At 57.7% G+C, this 18,349-nt stretch carries 18 protein-coding genes; 12 read left to right on the top strand and 6 right to left on the bottom strand.

What is annotated here, in order from left to right:
• Positions 1–7: 7 nt before the first annotated feature.
• The 5 genes from ubiI (at position 8) to SCU88_RS20655 (ending at position 6,947) form a co-directional block, all read left to right on the top strand.
• On the top strand, positions 8–1,207 hold the full coding sequence (ubiI, locus tag SCU88_RS20675) for an FAD-dependent 2-octaprenylphenol hydroxylase (protein ID WP_175341028.1): 1,200 nt from the start codon (positions 8–10) through the stop codon (positions 1,205–1,207).
• Between the two features lie 409 nt (positions 1,208–1,616).
• Entirely contained in the window at positions 1,617–2,714 is a 1,098-nt protein-coding gene (gcvT, locus tag SCU88_RS20670; RefSeq protein ID WP_175341027.1) for a glycine cleavage system aminomethyltransferase GcvT, read from the top strand.
• An 87-nt stretch (positions 2,715–2,801) separates the two neighbouring features.
• On the top strand, positions 2,802–3,188 hold the full coding sequence (gcvH, locus tag SCU88_RS20665; RefSeq protein WP_175341026.1) for a glycine cleavage system protein GcvH: 387 nt from the start codon (positions 2,802–2,804) through the stop codon (positions 3,186–3,188).
• A gap of 65 nt (positions 3,189–3,253) precedes the next feature.
• Positions 3,254–6,127 (top strand): aminomethyl-transferring glycine dehydrogenase, encoded by a 2,874-nt coding sequence (gene gcvP / locus SCU88_RS20660; RefSeq protein WP_175341025.1) that lies wholly within the window; start codon positions 3,254–3,256, stop codon positions 6,125–6,127.
• Positions 6,128–6,203: 76 nt separating this feature from the next.
• Positions 6,204–6,947: an SDR family oxidoreductase gene (locus tag SCU88_RS20655; protein WP_175341024.1), complete on the top strand. Its 744-nt coding sequence runs from the start codon at positions 6,204–6,206 to the stop codon at positions 6,945–6,947.
• Between the two features lie 43 nt (positions 6,948–6,990).
• Here SCU88_RS20655 and SCU88_RS20650 read toward each other — a convergent pair whose 3' ends face one another.
• The 4 genes from SCU88_RS20650 to SCU88_RS20635 form a co-directional block, all read right to left on the bottom strand.
• Positions 6,991–7,182, bottom strand: a complete 192-nt coding sequence (locus tag SCU88_RS20650) for a YjfB family protein (RefSeq protein ID WP_431810051.1) — start codon at positions 7,180–7,182, stop codon at positions 6,991–6,993.
• Between the two features lie 133 nt (positions 7,183–7,315).
• On the bottom strand, positions 7,316–8,749 hold the full coding sequence (locus SCU88_RS20645) for a 6-phospho-beta-glucosidase (RefSeq protein WP_175341023.1): 1,434 nt from the start codon (positions 8,747–8,749) through the stop codon (positions 7,316–7,318).
• Positions 8,750–8,920: 171 nt separating this feature from the next.
• Entirely contained in the window at positions 8,921–9,643 is a 723-nt protein-coding gene (locus SCU88_RS20640) for an SIS domain-containing protein (protein WP_175341059.1), read from the bottom strand.
• A gap of 30 nt (positions 9,644–9,673) precedes the next feature.
• Entirely contained in the window at positions 9,674–10,273 is a 600-nt protein-coding gene (locus SCU88_RS20635; protein ID WP_138093390.1) for an HD domain-containing protein, read from the bottom strand.
• Between the two features lie 191 nt (positions 10,274–10,464).
• On the opposite strand from SCU88_RS20635, the gene trhA reads away from it, so the two are divergent.
• Positions 10,465–11,118, top strand: coding sequence for a PAQR family membrane homeostasis protein TrhA (gene trhA / locus SCU88_RS20630; RefSeq protein WP_138093387.1), 654 nt, complete (start codon positions 10,465–10,467; stop codon positions 11,116–11,118).
• Positions 11,119–11,148: 30 nt separating this feature from the next.
• On the opposite strand, the gene ygfZ is transcribed toward trhA, so the two are convergent.
• Positions 11,149–12,135, bottom strand: coding sequence for a tRNA-modifying protein YgfZ (gene ygfZ / locus SCU88_RS20625; protein ID WP_175341022.1), 987 nt, complete (start codon positions 12,133–12,135; stop codon positions 11,149–11,151).
• A gap of 259 nt (positions 12,136–12,394) precedes the next feature.
• Here ygfZ and sdhE point away from each other — a divergent pair, with 259 nt between their 5' ends.
• Together sdhE and SCU88_RS20615 are read left to right on the top strand one after the other, a co-directional pair.
• Positions 12,395–12,661, top strand: a complete 267-nt coding sequence (sdhE, locus tag SCU88_RS20620) for an FAD assembly factor SdhE (protein WP_138093381.1) — start codon at positions 12,395–12,397, stop codon at positions 12,659–12,661.
• Positions 12,642–13,055, top strand: coding sequence for a protein YgfX (locus SCU88_RS20615; RefSeq protein WP_138093378.1), 414 nt, complete (start codon positions 12,642–12,644; stop codon positions 13,053–13,055). The genes sdhE and SCU88_RS20615 overlap by 20 nt, the downstream gene beginning before the upstream one ends.
• A 38-nt stretch (positions 13,056–13,093) precedes the next feature.
• Here SCU88_RS20615 and fldB read toward each other — a convergent pair whose 3' ends face one another.
• Positions 13,094–13,615 (bottom strand): flavodoxin FldB, encoded by a 522-nt coding sequence (fldB, locus tag SCU88_RS20610; protein WP_138093375.1) that lies wholly within the window; start codon positions 13,613–13,615, stop codon positions 13,094–13,096.
• Between the two features lie 149 nt (positions 13,616–13,764).
• On the opposite strand from fldB, the gene xerD reads away from it, so the two are divergent.
• From xerD to prfB, 4 genes are all read left to right on the top strand, one after another.
• Complete coding sequence (gene xerD / locus SCU88_RS20605; RefSeq protein ID WP_138093372.1) at positions 13,765–14,661, top strand: site-specific tyrosine recombinase XerD; 897 nt, start codon at positions 13,765–13,767, stop codon at positions 14,659–14,661.
• 27 nt (positions 14,662–14,688) lie between these two features.
• A complete protein-coding gene (gene dsbC, locus SCU88_RS20600; RefSeq protein ID WP_175341021.1) occupies positions 14,689–15,405 on the top strand; it encodes a bifunctional protein-disulfide isomerase/oxidoreductase DsbC in 717 nt (238 codons plus the stop codon).
• 3 nt (positions 15,406–15,408) lie between these two features.
• The gene (gene recJ, locus SCU88_RS20595) at positions 15,409–17,142 is read left to right on the top strand and encodes a single-stranded-DNA-specific exonuclease RecJ (RefSeq protein WP_175341020.1); all 1,734 of its coding nucleotides are present in this window, start codon (positions 15,409–15,411) and stop codon (positions 17,140–17,142) included.
• Positions 17,143–17,243: 101 nt separating this feature from the next.
• Positions 17,244–18,342, top strand: a protein-coding gene (gene prfB, locus SCU88_RS20590; protein ID WP_175341019.1) for a peptide chain release factor 2 whose coding sequence is annotated in 2 segments (ribosomal slippage) — positions 17,244–17,318 and positions 17,320–18,342 — 1,098 coding nt in all. Because the reading frame shifts where the segments join, the coding sequence is not laid out codon by codon here.
• The last annotated feature ends 7 nt before the right edge of the window (positions 18,343–18,349 follow it).

Genomic DNA, 18,349 nt, shown 5'->3' with positions numbered 1-18,349 from the left:
AGTCATAGTGCAAAGCGTAGATGTGGCAATTGTCGGTGGCGGCATGGTGGGGCTGGCCCTTGCCTGTGGTCTTGAGGGCAGTGGCCTGCGTGTTGCCGTTCTGGAACAGCAGGCGCCGGAAGCGCTGGATCCCCAGGCGCCTCCGGCGCTGCGGGTATCGGCGATCAACGGCGCCAGCGAGAAATTGCTGACCCACCTTGGCGTATGGTCGGCCATTTTGCAGCGCGCCAGTTGCTATCACGGTATGGAAGTGTGGGACAGCGACAGCTTCGGGCGCATTGCCTTCGATGACAACAGCTTTGGCTTCAGCCATCTGGGCTACATCATCGAAAACGCCGTGATTCACCAGGCGTTGTGGCAACAGGCGCAGCAGTGCAACGACGTAACGCTGCTGGCGCCTGCGCAAATGCAGCAGGTCGCCTGGGGAGAAAACGAAGCCTTCCTGACCCTGAAAGATGGCAATATGCTGACCGCCCGACTGGTGGTGGGGGCCGACGGCGCTAACTCCTGGCTGCGCCAGCAGGCCGATATTCCTCTCACCTTCTGGGACTACCGGCATCATGCACTGGTCGCCACCATTCGTAGCGCGGAGCCTCACGGCGCCGTGGCGCGTCAGGTGTTTCACGGCGATGGTATTCTGGCATTTCTGCCTCTGAACGATCCCCATCTGTGCTCCATTGTCTGGTCGCTGCCGCCGCTGGAAGCAGAGCGGCTACAGCAGGCCGATGAAGCGGCCTTTAATCAGGCGCTGTCAGTGGCATTCGATATGCGCCTGGGGTTATGCCAGCTTGAAAGCGAACGTCAGGTCTTCCCGCTAACTGGCCGCTACGCTCGCCAGTTTGCCGCGCATCGTCTGGCATTATTGGGTGATGCCGCGCACACCATTCATCCGTTGGCGGGGCAGGGGGTAAACCTGGGCTTTATGGATGCCGCGGAGCTGATGCATGAGCTGCGCAGGTTGCACGCTGGCGGTAAGGATATTGGTCAGCACCTCTATCTGCGCCGCTACGAGCGCAGCCGTAAGCACAGCGCTGCGCTGATGCTGGCGGGCATGCAGAGCTTCCGGGAGCTATTTGCAGGTCAACATCCGGCGAAGAAGCTGCTGCGCGATGTGGGCCTGAAACTGGCCGATACGCTGCCCGGCGTGAAGCCTCAGCTTATCCGTCAGGCGATGGGGCTGAATGATTTGCCTGAGTGGCTAAAGTAGTTTTTGGACTCTCCTTCTCCCGGCGTCCGCCGGGAGAAAAATCTCTCATTTGAAATATTCTAATTTCATCGCTTATTTCGCATTAGATTTATTTATCCGTGGCGAAATTTGATGTAGTGGAATTGTTCTTATTTTTATCATAAATGTTATCTGATTCTGATTTTTAGCCTAAATACGATGCGATTATGTGCATTGTTTCGCATTTTGCCAGTCATATTCACTGTCTCCTTTGTTCATCCTGAACCTCATCCGCTAATGTGTCTGCTTATGGTTCAGCCGCCCTTTCGGTGGTAAGTTCAATGCAAAGGTAACGTTTGCGTCGATGCCCGTTGCGGCACCGGCGCCGGGTTTCGTCCGCCGATCCGGCGGGCGGACAACGCCGCCCATCTGAACGGAAAACGAGGAAGAGATGGCTCAACAGACCCCTTTGTTTGAACAACATAATCTTTGCGGTGCGCGTATGGTGGATTTCCACGGTTGGATGATGCCGCTGCACTACGGTTCCCAGTTGGACGAGCACCATGCGGTGCGTACCGATGCTGGAATGTTTGATGTCTCGCACATGACCATCGTTGACCTGCGCGGCAGTCGCACCCGGGAGTTCCTGCGTTATCTGCTGGCGAACGACGTCGCCAAACTGACCAAACCGGGCAAGGCGCTCTACACCGCCATGCTTAACGCCTCCGCTGGCGTTATCGACGACCTGATTGTCTACTTCCTTGCCGATGACGGGTTCCGCCTGGTGGTGAACTCCGCCACCCGCGAAAAAGATCTTGAATGGATAACCCGCCACGCCGCTGATTACGAGGTAGAGATCACCGTGCGTGACGATCTGGCGCTGATTGCGGTTCAGGGCCCCAACGCCCAGGCCAAAGCGGCGGGCCTGTTTAACGACCAGCAGCGTGCGGCGGTTGAGGGAATGAAACCGTTCTTCGGGATTCAGGCTGGCGACTTCTTTATTGCCACCACCGGTTATACCGGCGAAGCGGGCTATGAGATTGCCCTGCCTAATGAACAGGCGGCGGCATTCTGGCAGCAGTTGGTGGAAGCGGGCGTTCAGCCCTGCGGCCTTGGCGCCAGAGATACGCTACGCCTTGAAGCCGGTATGAACCTGTACGGTCAGGAGATGGACGAAGGGGTATCGCCGCTGGCGGCTAATATGGGGTGGACCATCGCCTGGGAACCGGCGGATCGCGACTTTATCGGTCGTGAGGTACTGGAAGCACAGCGCGAGCAGGGCACCGAACAACTGGTCGGACTGATCATGACCGACAAAGGCGTGCTGCGTAACGACTTACCGGTGCGCTTTACCGATGCCGAAGGCAATCTGCAGGAAGGGAAAATCACCAGCGGCTCATTTTCGCCGACCCTGGGCTACAGCATTGCGCTGGCCCGGGTGCCGGCAGGCATTGGCGACACCGCTATCGTGCAGATCCGTAATCGCGAGATGCCGGTAAAAGTCACCAAACCGGTTTTTGTGCGCGCGGGCAAACCGGTCGCGCAGTGAATGTGATATCGCTTTAGCCAATTCGGGGCCGGCCTGACGCCATGGAGGCCGCCCACAGTGGATACCGAACAATTCAGGAGAACAAAGATGAGCAATGTGCCGAACGAACTGAAATACAGCAAAGAGCATGAATGGCTGCGTAAGGAAGCCGATGGCACTTACACCGTGGGCATTACCGAACACGCGCAGGAGCTACTGGGCGATATGGTGTTCATCGACCTGCCGGAACAGGGCGCCACGGTTAGCGCGGGAGACGACTGCGCGGTCGCGGAATCCGTTAAGGCGGCGTCCGATATCTATGCGCCGGTGAGCGGCGAAATCGTGGCCGTGAACGATACACTGAGCGACTCTCCGGAGCTGGTTAACAGCGAGCCTTACGCTGGCGGCTGGATCTTTAAAATTAAAGCCAGCGACGAAGCCGAAGTCGCCACGCTGCTTGACGCCGAAGCCTATACCGCCCTGTTGGACGAATAAAGTAAAGGGGCCGGGCATCTCCCGGCCCCTGTTGTTTTGCCCTTTGCGATCCGGAAGCACAGCTCATGAATCAGACCCTAAGCCAGCTTGAAAACAGCGAAGCCTTTATCGACAGGCATATTGGCCCTTCCTCCGAACAGCAGAAGCAGATGCTGGAAGCGGTGGGCGCCGACTCCCTGGATGCGCTGATTGCGCAGATAGTGCCAGAGGATATCCAACTGGCCGAACCGCCCAACACCTCTGGTGCGGCCACCGAACACGACGCGCTGGCGGAGCTAAAAGCTATCGCCCGCCGCAATAAATGCTTTAAATCCTGGATTGGTATGGGCTATGCCGCCGTGCATACCCCGCCCGTGATTCTGCGCAACATGCTGGAGAATCCGGGCTGGTATACCGCCTACACTCCGTATCAGCCGGAAGTCTCTCAGGGGCGCCTGGAGGCGCTGCTGAACTTCCAGCAACTGACGCTGGATCTTACCGGGCTGGATATCGCCTCTGCTTCGCTGTTGGATGAAGCGACCGCCGCCGCTGAAGCCATGGCGATGGCGAAGCGCGCCAGCAAGCTTAAGGGCGCCAACCGCTTCTTCGTAGCGGCAGACGTGCATCCCCAGACCCTGGACGTGGTCCGTACCCGCGCCGAAACCTTTGGGTTTGAGGTGATCGTTGACGAAGCCCGCTGCGCGACCGAACACCAGGATTTGTTTGGCGTACTGCTCCAGCAGGCAGGTACGACCGGTGAAGTCCACGATTACGGCGACCTTATCGCCGAACTGAAGAGCCGCAAGATTATTGTCAGCGTCGCCGCCGATCTGATGGCGTTGGTACTGCTGACTGCCCCCGGCAAACAGGGAGCGGATATCGCCTTTGGTTCTGCCCAGCGCTTTGGCGTGCCAATGGGCTATGGCGGTCCGCATGCGGCCTTCTTCGCCGCCCGCGATGAATTCAAACGCTCAATGCCAGGACGCATTATCGGCGTATCCCGTGATGCATCCGGTCAGACCGCGTTGCGTATGGCGATGCAGACCCGTGAGCAGCATATCCGCCGCGAAAAGGCGAACTCCAATATCTGTACTTCACAGGTGCTGCTGGCCAATATCGCCGGTTTCTACGCAGTGTGGCACGGCCCGCAGGGGCTGAAGCGCATCGCGAACCGTATCCACCGCTTCACCGATATTCTGGCCGCCGGGTTGAAGGCGAAAGGGCTAACGCTGCGCCACGAGAGCTGGTTCGATACTCTGTGCGTTGAAGTGGCAGATAAGGCGGGCGTTCTGGCCCGGGCGGAGCAGCGCGAAATCAACCTGCGCAGCGATATTCCGGGCGCGGTAGGCATTACCCTGGATGAAACCACCACCCGTCAGGACGTTCTCGATCTGCTTAGCGTGCTGACTGGCGACGACCATGGTCTTGAGATCGACGCGCTGGATAAAGAGGTGGCGCTCGATAGCCGCTCCGTGCCGCAGGCTATGTTGCGCGACGACGAGATCCTGACGCATCCCAACTTTAATCGTTACCGTAGCGAAACCGAGATGATGCGCTACATGCACAGCCTGGAGCGTAAGGATCTGGCCCTTAACCAGGCGATGATCCCGTTGGGCTCCTGCACCATGAAGCTCAACGCGGCGGCAGAGATGATCCCCATCACCTGGCCGGAATTCGCCAGCCTGCATCCTTTCTGCCCGCCGGAGCAGGCGGAAGGCTATCAGTTGATGATAGGTCAGCTTTCCGAGTGGCTGGTGAAGCTGACCGGCTATGATGCGCTTTGCATGCAGCCGAACTCCGGCGCCCAGGGGGAATACGCGGGCCTGCTGGCGATTCGTCGCTATCATGCCAGCCGCAACGAAAGCGGGCGCGATATCTGCCTGATCCCGAGCTCCGCCCACGGCACCAACCCGGCCTCGGCCCAAATGGCGGGAATGCAGGTGGTGGTAGTGGCCTGTGATAAACAGGGCAATATCGATCTTGCGGATCTGCGGGCGAAGGCGGAACAGGCGGGGGAGCAGCTTTCCTGCATCATGGTGACCTATCCTTCCACCCACGGCGTTTATGAAGAGACGATCCGCGAGGTTTGCCAGATAGTGCATCAGTTTGGCGGTCAGGTGTATCTGGATGGCGCCAATATGAACGCCCAGGTGGGGATCACCAGCCCGGGCCATATCGGCGCGGATGTTTCGCACCTGAATCTGCACAAAACCTTCTGCATTCCGCACGGCGGCGGCGGTCCGGGTATGGGCCCCATCGGCGTGAAAGCGCATCTGGCACCGTTCGTGCCGGGCCACAGCGTGGTGCAGATTGAAGGAACGCTGACCACTCAGGGGGCGGTTTCCGCCGCGCCGTTCGGCAGCGCGTCGATCCTGCCCATTAGCTGGATGTATATCCGGATGATGGGGGCTCAGGGTCTGAAGAAGGCGAGCCAGGTGGCGATTCTGAACGCCAACTACATCGCCAGCCGCCTGAAGTCGGCTTATCCGGTGCTCTATACCGGGCGTGATGATCGGGTGGCCCATGAGTGCATCCTGGATATTCGTCCGCTGAAAGAGCAGACCGGTATCAGTGAAATGGATATCGCCAAGCGTCTGATCGATTACGGTTTCCATGCGCCGACCATGTCCTTCCCGGTGGCGGGCACCCTGATGGTGGAGCCGACGGAATCGGAAAGCCAAATGGAACTGGATCGCTTTATCGACGCCATGCTGACCATTCGTCGCGAAATCGACCGGGTGGCGGACGGCGAGTGGCCGCTGGAGGATAACCCGCTGGTTAACGCACCGCACATTCAGCAGGAGCTGGTGAGCGAGTGGAACCACCCTTACAGCCGTGAACTGGCGGTATTCCCGGCCGGGCAGCAGAACAAATACTGGCCGACGGTAAAACGTCTGGATGACGTTTACGGTGACCGTAATCTGTTCTGTTCCTGTGTTCCCATCAGCGAATATCAGTAATCTAAAGTTCCCTCTCCCCTCGGGGAGAGGGCCAGGGTGAGGGGGAAATGTTCGCACATCTGCAGAGGAATAACCTATGACACTGGCTCTGGTCACCGGCGCCAGCCGGGGAATTGGGCGGGCCACCTCACTGCTGCTGGCCCGTCAGGGGTACTGCGTGGCGGTAAACTATCTGCGTAATGAAGCGGCGGCCAGCCAGGTGGTTGAGGAGATCGCTGCCGCAGGCGGTAGCGCCTTCGCGGTACAGGCCGATATTGCCGACGAGCAGCAGGTGGTTGCGATGTTTGAACGTCTGGATCAGACGGGTGAACCGCTCAGCGCGCTGGTGAATAATGCCGGTATCTTATTCCAGCAGGCAAGGCTTGAACAGCTGGATGCCGAACGGATAAACCGGGTGCTGGCGACCAACGTGACTGGCACCTTTCTGTGCTGCCGCGAAGCGGTAAAGCGTATGTCCCATCGCCACGGCGGGGCGGGCGGCGCTATCGTTAACGTCTCGTCTGCGGCGGCGCGGCTGGGATCCCCCGGGGAGTATGTCGACTATGCCGCTTCTAAAGGGGCTATGGATACCCTGACCACCGGCCTGTCGCTGGAAGTTGCAGGGCAGGGCATTCGGATTAATGGCGTGCGTCCCGGTTTTATCTATACCGACATGCATGGCGATGGCGGCGAGCCTGATCGTGTGGATCGGGTTAAGGCATCGCTGCCGATGCAGCGCGGCGGTCAACCGCAGGAGGTCGCGGAAGCTATCGCATGGCTGTTAAGCGACCGCGCCTCTTACGTCACCGGCAGTTTTATTGACCTGGCCGGGGGGAAATAGTGCTTTCCTGCCATTCAACGGGGCGCAGGCGCCCCGGTTCTGATTAGGCCGTTACGTTAATATTGCGACCAATTGCCGGATTAGACGGCAGCGCAGGCGCGGATTCCAGAAGGGTGAGCGCGGTATCGGACTGTGAATTGATGGCTTTTTTGAGAACGGTATTGCCGATCTCGGTGCGTAGCTGCATCTGATCGAGAGCAGCCGCCATTGAATCAACCTGAGCGATATCCATCATATTTTCCTTATAGTGAATAATGGTGATAACCGGTAAAACTGCTACCTGTCATCACCATTATCGGGGTGGGGCGGATAAAACTTTATCTGTGCTAATCCATCCCTTTCGATGTGGCGATATCGCGGCGCTGGAATTACAGCATTTCGCCGTTGCTGGCGATTACCTGCTGATACCAGTAAAAGCTCTTTTTACGGGAGCGGGACATATCGCCGCTGCCGTCGTCGTGCTTATTCACATAGATAAAGCCGTAGCGCTTATCATACTGGCCGGTGGTGAAGGAGACGCAGTCGATACAGCCCCAGGGGGTGTAGCCCATCAGCTCCACGCCGTCGTAAGTCACGGCCTTTTTCATCTCTTCCACGTGGGCACGCAGATAGCCGATGCGGTAGTCGTCGTTGATGGTACCGTCCGCTTCCGGGGTATCCACCGCGCCGAAGCCGTTTTCCACGATGAACAGCGGCTTCTGATAGCGCTCCCACAGTTCGCACAGCGCGTAGCGCAGGCCCACCGGGTCAATCTGCCAGCCCCAGTCGGAGGCCTTAACGTGCGGGTTAGGCACGCTTCCCTGGAAGCCGGAAAGCGCGTCGCCGCTGCCGCCTTCCGCCTGTACCGCGTTGGTCATGTAGTAGCTGAGGCCCAGATAGTCACAGCAGCCTTCGCGCAGTACCTGCTCGTCACCAGGCTCCATCTGGATAGTAAATCCGCGGCGCTGCCATTCATTCAGCACGTAAGAGGGGTAGTAGCCGCGCATCTGCACGTCGGTAAAGACGTAGCGCTCGCGCATGGCCTCCTGGGCGAACATCACATCCTCTGGCTTACAGGAGAACGGATAGAGCGGCACCATGGCCAGCATGCAGCCAATTTTCATCTCCGGATTGATCTGGTGGCCAATCTTCACCGCCATGGCGCTGGCGACAAACTGGTGATGCATCACCTGGTACATGGTCTGTTGCGGATTTTCATGTTCGGTATAGACCACGCCGGAACAGCAGTAGCCGAACAGCGGCGCCCGCCAGTTACGCTGGTTATTGATCTCGTTAAAGGTCATCCAGTACTTCACTTTGTTCTTATAGCGCTCGAACACCACCCGGGCGAAGTTCACGAAGAAATCCACCACTTTACGGTTAGTCCAGGCGCCGTAGTGCTGTACCAGGTGCAGCGGCATTTCAAAGTGGGAAAGGGTCACCACCGGTTCGATATTGTATTTCAGCAGTTCGTCGAATAAATCGTCGTAGAACTGCAGGCCCTCTTCATTGGGCTCCTGCTCGTCGCCTTTCGGGAAAATGCGGGTCCAGGCAATGGAGGTGCGAAAGCACTTAAACCCCATTTCGGCGAACAGCTTTACGTCTTCTTGATAGCGACCGTGAAAGTCGATGGCTTCGTGGTTCGGGTAGTACTTACCCGGCTCAACGGTTTGGGTGATTTCGCGGGGAACGCCGTGAGCGCCGCCGGTCAGTACGTCGCAGATGCTCGGCCCCTTTCCGCCTTTGTTCCAGCCGCCTTCTACCTGGTGCGCGGCGACCGCGCCGCCCCACAGAAAGTCTTTCGCAAGGGTCAGTTTTTTCATATTCGTCATTCTCTTTCAGATACCGTAAATATAATTAAATTATAAGGCGATAGACCAGCCTGATTATTGCTGTTGAGGCCGAGTCTAGCAAAGAGAAATAAAAAGTCACGCTATAACAAATAGCAGAAAAGGTGACATGTTACTTATAAAAAACACCCTGTTTTTTATTCGCTATTTTCTGACCAGTCGGCGGCCAAGCGATTCCAGGATATAGATAACCGGAATCTGGGTGGTGATGTCATAACCGCCGTCAAGGCGGGTCTGGGGGATGTGCCACGAGATATTAAAATCGGCCAGCTTTGCCAGTCGTGAACCGTCGTGGCTGGTGACCGAGAGCACCTTGCAGTGGTGCAGGCTGAACTGGCTGGCGAAGCGCAAAATCTCTTCGGTTTCGCCGGAAACCGACAGCACGATAGCCAGCGCATTACGGGCCATATCGCTGGTGATTGGGAAATAAGGGTCATCAATATGATTACTGAATTTCCCCATATTAGAAAAGTAGCGGGCGCCATATTTCGCCATGGCGCCAGAAGTGCCTACGCCAACGAAAATAATGCGCTCAGAAGCAAGAATAATCTCGGCGGCGCGATCGAGCAGGGCATCAAATTCGGCGGTATTGATGCTGTTAAAATAGCGGGTGATTTCACCCACGGCGAAAATATCCTGCTGTGGCGTATTCTGCTCCAGCCAGAGCTTATAGCGAATACGGAATTCGGAATAGCCATCGCAGTTAAGCTTACGGCAGAAGCGTAACACCGTGGTGGTGGAAACCCCTGCCGCTTCCGCCAGCTCGCGAATGGTCATGTACATCACTTTGTCGCGATTTTTAATGACAAAGTGGTAGACCGTCATCTCCAGGTTATTGAGGCTGGCGATGGCGGCATGGGTGAACATCGACACGTGGCTATTCCTCTTGCGGCGGCTTTAACGCAGCCAGCCTTTCTGCTGAGCAATCTGAAGCTGGCCTTCCACATAGTGCCACAGCTCGGGCAGGGTGTCGGCTACGTGGGCGTTACGCTGTATAACCTGCTCCAGAGCAATATTATTTTCCAGCCAGCTGCGGCCTTCATTATGCAGATTCTGCAACACCGGCAGGACGCGATCCAGAGCGCCAGCAAAGCGGGCATCCAGACTTTCACCCGCTTCGTATTCCTGCCAGAGCAGCAGAAACTCGCCCGCCATGGGCTGGGGCAGTAACCCGAAAAGACGTTCGGCGGCCCGGGCTTCCTGCTCTTCCACCGCTTCGCGGCCTGCCAGATCGTAGACCAGTACGTCACCCACGTCGATCTCCACGATGTCGTGAAGCAGCGCCATTTTCACGACCCGACCAATATCGACCCCCTGCGGCGCGAACGGGTACAGGCTCAGTGCGCCCATCGCCAGATGCCAGCTGTGTTCGGCGGAGTTTTCATGGCGGCTGTTGCCGATAAGCCGGGTTCGCCGCTCCACCTGTTTGAGCTTATCCAGCTCCATCAGGAAGGCGATAACCTGGTGCAGGGCATCGGGGGTGGCGGTGGCGGTCATTTCGGGGTCTCCGGTTAGGGTCTACAATGGTCTGATTGTAAAGGAAAAGGCAGGCTGACGCGATGCGGAGCGCTGACAGTTACAGGCAGTCACACAATTATTTTGAGCTAACGGTTGTTCGCTGGAATTATTTGCGGTTATGCTGGGGGCGCTGATTTTTTCGTCATCAACCCCGCGGAGTCGCAACTCGTATGGCCCGAAAACCATTGATCGCTCAGGGATACTCGCTGGCGGAGGAGATCGCCAACAGCGTTAGCCACGGCATAGGCCTGGTCTTCGGCATTGTCGGACTGGTACTGCTGCTGGTTCAGGCGGTAGATGCCAACGCCGGTGCCACCGCTATTACCAGCTACAGCCTGTACGGCGGCAGCATGATCCTGCTGTTTCTTGCTTCCACACTCTATCATGCGATACCTCATGAGCGCGCCAAACGCTGGCTGAAAAAGTTTGACCATTGCGCTATTTATTTGTTGATTGCCGGAACCTACACGCCGTTTCTGCTGGTGGGACTGGATTCCCCGCTGGCTCACGGGTTGATGATCGTTATCTGGAGCCTGGCGCTGTTAGGAATTCTGTTCAAGCTCACTATCGCCCACCGTTTTAAGATACTGTCGGTAATCACCTATCTGGTGATGGGCTGGCTGTCGCTGATTGTGGTTTATCAACTGGCCATCAGGCTATCCGTGGGCGGCGTGACGCTACTGGCGGTAGGTGGCCTGGTCTATTCGCTGGGCGTTATCTTTTACGTCTGTCGGCGTATTCCCTATAACCACGCCATCTGGCATGGCTTCGTACTGGGCGGTAGCGTCTGCCATTTCCTGGCGATTTATCTCTATGTCCGCTGATACCAGCCCCCCTTGCGGGGGGCGGTTACGTTACTCTTCAACCAGGGTATAGGGCAGGGGAGCGATGGTCAGTTCGCCGCCTTCGTCTTCATGAACCCGGAACAGGCTTCCCTCTTCCATATCATTGTTCATGACCACCTGCGCCAGCAGTCGACCGTCGTCCAGGCGCACGGCAGCCAGTACGGTACCGGTACGGCGCCAGTTTTCGCCCATCTTCAGCTCCATGCTTTCCCCGGATTCCGGCACCCGCCCGGCCTGACCTTCCAGCAGCCACAGCGCGCGTTTATTGGCGCCGCGGAATTTAGCACGAGCCACCATCTCCTGGCCGGTATAGCACCCTTTTTTAAAGCTGATGCCGCCCATCACCTGTAGGTTGGTGGCCTGGGGAATAAATTGCTCGCTGTTGGCGCTGTCGATCACCGGCAGGCCGCCTTCTATATCCAACGCCAGCCACTGGTCGCTGTTATTGAGCTGGGCTTCACCGCGTAGCGATTCCGTTAACCGTTCCGCGCCTGCGGCATCGGTGACGATCAGGAAACGTTCCGCGGGCCACGGCAGCCACATCAGTTGGGTATCCCCATCGTTTACCTGCGGCGTATCGGCATCCGGCAGCGTGCCGAACAGGTTGGCCAGCGCCGATCGCGCCTGGAAACCGGCCACGCCAAGCAGAACGGTGTTGTCGTCTGCTTCGATGGTGACTTTCGAGAAAACGGCATATTTTTTCAGGGCGGCAAGCTGTGCGTCACGCACGCTGCGGCGCTCAATAAAGGCGAAGCCATCATGGCGGCGGAACAGTCGCAGGTTGCTCCACATTTTGCCCTTGGGATCGCAGTGCGCCACCAGTAAGTGCTGGTTTTCCGTCATCAGGGCGATATCAGCAGTGACCTGCCCCTGCAGATACTTTTCGCTGTCCGGGCCGGAAACAGTCACCAACCCCCAGTCGTCAAGGGTCATCAGCGTAAGGGGCAGACGCGCGCTGGCCCCGGGTTGGCGGGGAGGAAACGGATTGAAAGCCATAGCAAAGTCCCAAAGTTGACTCGTGATGAATATCACCTAATGGTAAAAGAGCCGCCTGTCAATGCAAGCGCTTTGATAGCGCGATTTGTGCCCTGAGAGGAAACTGCGGCCGGGTACGCAAAGTAGTGCGAAAATGCGCCAGTAGCGAAAATATTTCACGGAAATTCAGCGCAGGATGCAACATTCAGTAATGGAAATAGCAAAAAAGCAGTTACACTATCTGCCGTCACCCAACTGTCTGTTAAGCAGGTAAGAGAGTATGGATATCAATAATAAAGCCCGAATCCACTGGGCTTGCCGTCGTGGCATGCGTGAACTGGATATCTCCATCATGCCCTTCTTCGAATACGAATACGACACCCTCAGCGATACCGACAAACAGCTGTTCGTCCGTTTGCTGGAGTGTGATGACCCCGACCTCTTCAACTGGTTGATGAATCACGGTGCGCCCGCGGATGCGGAGTTATTGCGTATGGTACGGTTGATTCAACAGCGGAACCAGGAACGTGGTCCTGTGGCAATGTGATCTCCGGGTCTCCTGGCAGGCGCAGTGGCTCTCTCTGCTGGCGCATGGGATAGTCGCGACCGCCATTCTGCTGCTTCCCTGGCCTTTGAGCTATATGCCCATCTGGCTGCTGCTGATTGCCCTTGTGGTATTCGACTGCGTGCGTAGCCAGCGGCGTATCCATGCCTGTCAGGGAGAGCTGGCGCTGCTCGACGATGACCGTCTGAGGTGGCAGGGTAAGGTCTGGGAATTTTCTGGCCGACCGTTGCCGCTGCCTGGCGGCATGCTGTTGCGGCTTAAGTGTCCGGAAACCCGCAAGCGCCAGCTGCTGTGGCTGGCAGCGGATTGTTTGCGGGAAGAGGAGTGGCGCAATCTGCGCCGTCTGTTACGTACCCGTCGGTTGCAGGGCGAGTAATTCCAGGCGTCGGGCATTGCGGCTGACGCCGCCGTTCATCAGGCGAGACGTTCCGCCATCTCTCCCAGAATCTGCTCACACCATACCTGAATACGTTCATCGCTCAGGTCATACTGATTGGTTTCATCCAGCGCCAGCCCCACGAACAGCTGACCGTCAGCGATAACCGGTTTCGGGCTGGTAAATTCATAGCCTTCGGTCGGCCAGTAACCAATGAAATCCACCCCTTTGGGGGCCAGCCTGTCATGTAGCATACCCAGCGCGTCCAGGAACCATTCCCCGTAGCCCAACTGATCGCCCATGCCATACAGGGCCACAATTTTACCCTGCAAATTCAGGCTATCGAGCTGGTCCCAGACGGCTTCCCAGTCCTCCTGAATTTCACCGAAGTCCCAGGTGGGAATACCAAGGATCAATACATCGTACTGCTCCATCAGCGCCGGGGCGTCGTCTTTAAGATTATGCAGGGTGACCAGTTCCGGGCCGATAATGTCGCGGATCTTCTCTGCCGCCATCTCGGTATAACAGGTGCTGGAGCCATAAAAGAGGCCGATATTCATAGCGATGACTACTCAGTTATTCAACGTGTCTGGCGGCAAGTGTATCAGATTCCGGCGGCATGCATTTATCCTTCAGGCGACTGGGCGTGAATCTGCATAGCGCTTAAATTTGGGTATAATGCGGGTCTGCGTATAAAAGAGAGCCAAAAGTGGAACAGGATTTAGCCCGCATTGAACAGTTTCTCGACGCGCTCTGGCTGGAGCGCAGCCTGGCGGAGAATACGCTCAGCGCCTATCGCCGCGACCTGAAAACGGTGGTTTGCTGGCTGCATCATCAGGGTAGCGATTTGCTGCGCGCCGGTGCGCCGGAACTTCAGGCGCTGCTGGCTGAACGGGTGGAAGGGGGCTACAAGGCCACCAGTTCCGCCCGTCTGTTGAGCGCGCTGCGCCGCCTGTTCCAGTATCTCTATCGCGAAAAAATGCGCCCGGACGATCCCAGCGCGCTACTCTCTTCGCCAAAACTTCCCCAGCGTTTGCCCAAAGATTTGAGCGAGGCTCAGGTGGAACGCCTGCTTCAGGCGCCGCTGGTGGAGCAGCCTCTGGAGCTGCGTGACAAAGCGATGCTGGAGCTGCTCTACGCCACGGGACTGCGCGTTTCTGAACTGGTGGGGCTACAGCTTAGCGACGTCAGCCTGCGTCAGGGGGTGGTGCGGGTGATTGGTAAAGGGAATAAGGAACGGCTGGTGCCGCTGGGCGAAGAGTCGGTGTGGTGGCTGGAAAACTATCTGACCCATGGGCGCCCCTGGCTGTTAAACGGCCAGACCAGCGACGTATTGTTTCCCAGCCAGAGGGGGCGCCAGATGACGCGCCAGACTTTCTGGCACCGAATCAAACATTATGCCGCGCTGGCCGGTATCGACGGTGATAAGCTATCGCCTCACGTACTACGTCATGCGTTTGCCACCCACCTGCTCAATCACGGTGCGGATTTACGCGTGGTGCAGATGTTGCTGGGACACAGCGACCTTTCCACCACCCAGATTTATACTCATGTGGCGACCGAGCGTTTGCGTCAGCTGCATCAACAGCACCACCCGCGGGCGTGAGTGCTTCAACACGACAAAGGATTATTGATGAAAAAAGGTCTTGTACTCTTTTCGCTGCTGGCCGCTACCTTTGCTGGCGCCGCCCACGCTGATGACGCTGCCATTAAACAGACCCTGAGCAAACTGGGAATGGGGCAGGCAGAGATTAAAGACGCGCCGGTGCCCGGTCTGAAAACCGTATTAACCAACAGCGGCGCGCTCTATATCACGGAAGACGGCAAGCACCTGCTACAGGGGCCGCTGTATGATGTGAGCGGCGGCCAGCCGGTCAACGTGACCAATAAGCTGCTGATGGGCAAGCTGAACGCCCTGAGCAAAGAGATGATCGTCTATAAGGCGCCGAAAGAGCAGTACGTTATCACGGTTTTCACCGATATCACCTGCGGCTACTGCCGCAAGCTGCATGAAGAGATGAGCGACTATAACGCTCTGGGCATCACGGTGCGCTATCTCGCTTTCCCGCGCCAGGGGCCCCAGAGTCAGGCCGAGAGCGATATGAAGAGCATCTGGTGCGCCAGCGATCCGCGTAAGGCCTTTGATAGCGCGATGAAGGGCGGAAAAGCCGCGGCCGCCAGCTGTGATATCGACCTCACTCAGCACTATGCGCTGGGCGTTCAGTTCGGGGTTCAGGGCACGCCAGCGATGGTCCTGAACGACGGTTCGCTGATTCCGGGCTATCAGGGGCCGAAAGAGCTGAAGGCCTTCCTGGATCAGCACAAGAAGCTGACGGCAGGCGGGCAGTAACGGGTGGAACAGCAAACGCAACTTCGGCGCCGGGAACCAGACACGACCGTTGTATTCCCGGCGCAGGTGCCACCTTTGCTGCAGCGACTCTATGCCAGTCGAGGCGTACACAGTATGGCGGATCTGGAGCGTAGCGCCAAAGGGCTGCTGCCCTGGCAGCAGCTTAACGGTATGGCCCAGGCGGTAAAACTGCTGCATCAGGCGCTCATCGATAATCTGCATATCGTGGTGGTGGGCGATTTCGACGCCGACGGCGCTACCAGTACCGCCCTGAGCGTTCTTGCACTACGCGCTTTTGGCGGCAAACAGATAAGCTATCTGGTGCCGAATCGCTTTGAGGATGGTTATGGACTGAGCCCCGAAGTGGTGGATCAGGCCCATGCCCGCGGTGCGCAGATGATAGTGACCGTGGATAACGGTATTTCCTCTCATTCCGGGGTGGCCCGGGCCCACGAACTGGGGCTACCGGTGGTGGTGACCGATCACCACCTGCCGGGCGAAACGCTACCGGCGGCGGATGCCATCATTAACCCAAATCTGGCGGATTGCGACTTCCCGTCGAAATCGCTGGCGGGCGTTGGGGTCGCCTTTTATCTGATGCTGGCGCTGCGAGCCCATCTGCGCGAAAGTGCGTGGTTTGAGCAGCAGGGTGTCACGATCCCCAACCTGGCCGAATTCCTCGATCTGGTGGCGCTGGGAACGGTAGCGGACGTGGTACCGCTCGATGCCAACAACCGAATTCTGACCTGGCAGGGGCTGAGCCGTATCCGCGCTGGCCACTGTCGTCCAGGAATTCGCGCCTTGCTGGAAGTGGCGAACCGCGATCCTAAACGTCTGAATGCCAGCGACCTGGGCTTTGCCCTGGGGCCGCGTTTGAACGCTGCCGGTCGACTGGACGATATGTCAGTCGGCGTGGCGCTGTTGATGTGCGATAACCTGAGCGAAGCTCGGGTACTGGCTAACGAGCTGGACGCGCTGAACCAGACCCGTAAAGAGATAGAGCAGGGGATGCAGGCCGAGGCCATGACGCTGTGCGAATCCCTGAGCCGTAGCTGCGATTCGCTGCCAGCGGGGCTTGCGCTCTATCATTCCGAATGGCACCAGGGGGTGGTGGGAATTCTGGCTTCGCGAATCAAAGAGCGCTTCCACCGCCCGGTGATTGCCTTTGCACCGGCAGGCGACGGCACTCTGAAGGGCTCTGGCCGTTCGGTACAGGGACTGCATATGCGCGATGCTCTGGAGCGTCTGGATACCCTGCACCCCGGGCTGATGCTGAAGTTCGGCGGCCACGCCATGGCGGCGGGCCTGTCGCTGGAAGAGGCCCGCTTCGATGAGTTCCGCCAGCGCTTCTCTGCGCTGGTGGGGGAGTGGATAGACCCGGCGATGCTTCAGGGCGAAGTCTGGAGCGACGGCCCGCTCTCTGCGCAGGAGATGACGCTTGAGACGGCAGAGCTGCTGCGGGATGCCGGCCCCTGGGGGCAGATGTTCCCGGAACCGCTGTTCGACGGCCAGTTCCGCCTGCTCCAGCAGCGCATCGTTGGCGAACGCCACCTGAAGGTGATGGTGGAGCCGGTTGGCGGCGGACCGCTGCTGGACGGTATCGCCTTTAATATCGATACCGCTCTCTGGCCGGATAACGGCGTGCGCGAAGTGATTCTTGCCTATAAACTTGATGTTAACGAGTTCCGTGGCAACCGTTCGGTACAGCTGCTGATCGATAAACTCTGGCCGCTGTAAGAGGAGCTCCGTCGGCGTGACGGAGCTATAAAAACCGCGCCAAATCCGGTAAACTCAATCCCTTATTTTCGAAAACCGTCCACTAAAAAGACTGACTACTCATGTTTGAAATTAATCCGGTAAAAAACCGCATCCAGGACCTCAGTGAACGCGCCGACGTTCTTAGGGGGTATCTTTGACTACGATGCCAGAAAAGAGCGTCTTGAAGAAGTAAACGCCGAGCTGGAACAGCCGGACGTCTGGAATGAGCCCGAACGCGCCCAGGCTCTGGGTAAAGAGCGCTCTTCTCTGGAGGCGGTCGTTGAGACCCTTGACCAGATGAGTCAGGGCCTGGAAGACGTAGAAGGTCTACTGGAACTGGCCGTTGAGGCCGAAGATGAAGAGACCTTCAATGAAGCCGTCGCCGAACTGGATCAGCTGGAAGCCAAACTCGGTCAGCTGGAGTTCCGCCGTATGTTCTCCGGTGAATACGATAGCGCCGACTGCTACCTGGATATCCAGGCCGGTTCTGGCGGCACCGAAGCGCAGGACTGGGCCAGCATGCTGCTGCGCATGTATCTGCGCTGGGCGGAAGACAAAGGCTTTAAGACCGAAATCATTGAAGAGTCGGAAGGTGAAGTGGCCGGGCTTAAGTCCGCGACTATCCGCATTGCCGGTGATTACGCCTACGGCTGGCTGCGTACCGAAACCGGGGTTCACCGCCTGGTGCGTAAGAGCCCGTTCGACTCCGGCGGTCGCCGTCACACCTCGTTCAGCTCCGCGTTCGTCTATCCGGAAGTGGATGACGATATCGATATCGAAATCAATCCGGCGGATTTGCGTATCGACGTTTACCGCGCGTCCGGCGCGGGCGGTCAGCACGTTAACCGTACCGAATCGGCGGTGCGTATCACCCACATCCCCACCGGGTTGGTGACGCAGTGCCAGAACGACCGTTCGCAGCACAAGAACAAAGACCAGGCCATGAAGCAGATGAAAGCGAAGCTTTATGAACTGGAAATGCAGAAGAAGAATGCCGAGAAACAGGCGATGGAAGACACCAAGTCTGATATCGGCTGGGGGAGCCAGATCCGCTCCTATGTGCTGGACGATTCGCGCATTAAGGATCTGCGTACCGGTGTCGAGACGCGCAACACCCAGGCGGTGCTGGACGGCTCTCTGGATAAATTTATTGAAGCAAGTTTGAAAGCGGGGTTATAAAAACCAC

This window comes from Jejuibacter sp. L23, from assembly GCF_050815825.1.
Taxonomy (GTDB): domain Bacteria; phylum Pseudomonadota; class Gammaproteobacteria; order Enterobacterales; family Enterobacteriaceae; genus Jejubacter; species Jejubacter calystegiae.
This window is presented reverse-complemented; position numbering and strand designations above follow the sequence as displayed.

Bases quoted from the DNA above. Each gene is read 5' to 3' on its own strand.
- ygfZ (WP_175341022.1), bottom strand. From the start codon at position 12,135: ATGGCTTTCAATCCGTTTCCTCCCCGCCAACCCGGGGCCAGCGCGCGT.
- trhA (WP_138093387.1), top strand. From the start codon at position 10,465: ATGGCCCGAAAACCATTGATCGCTCAGGGATACTCGCTGGCGGAGGAG.
- SCU88_RS20650 (WP_431810051.1), bottom strand. From the start codon at position 7,182: ATGATGGATATCGCTCAGGTTGATTCAATGGCGGCTGCTCTCGATCAG.
- gcvT (WP_175341027.1), top strand. From the start codon at position 1,617: ATGGCTCAACAGACCCCTTTGTTTGAACAACATAATCTTTGCGGTGCG.
- dsbC (WP_175341021.1), top strand. From the start codon at position 14,689: ATGAAAAAAGGTCTTGTACTCTTTTCGCTGCTGGCCGCTACCTTTGCT.
- fldB (WP_138093375.1), bottom strand. From the start codon at position 13,615: ATGAATATCGGCCTCTTTTATGGCTCCAGCACCTGTTATACCGAGATG.
- sdhE (WP_138093381.1), top strand. From the start codon at position 12,395: ATGGATATCAATAATAAAGCCCGAATCCACTGGGCTTGCCGTCGTGGC.
- SCU88_RS20635 (WP_138093390.1), bottom strand. From the start codon at position 10,273: ATGACCGCCACCGCCACCCCCGATGCCCTGCACCAGGTTATCGCCTTC.
- gcvH (WP_175341026.1), top strand. From the start codon at position 2,802: ATGAGCAATGTGCCGAACGAACTGAAATACAGCAAAGAGCATGAATGG.
- SCU88_RS20655 (WP_175341024.1), top strand. From the start codon at position 6,204: ATGACACTGGCTCTGGTCACCGGCGCCAGCCGGGGAATTGGGCGGGCC.
- SCU88_RS20640 (WP_175341059.1), bottom strand. From the start codon at position 9,643: ATGTTCACCCATGCCGCCATCGCCAGCCTCAATAACCTGGAGATGACG.
- SCU88_RS20645 (WP_175341023.1), bottom strand. From the start codon at position 8,749: ATGAAAAAACTGACCCTTGCGAAAGACTTTCTGTGGGGCGGCGCGGTC.
- gcvP (WP_175341025.1), top strand. From the start codon at position 3,254: ATGAATCAGACCCTAAGCCAGCTTGAAAACAGCGAAGCCTTTATCGAC.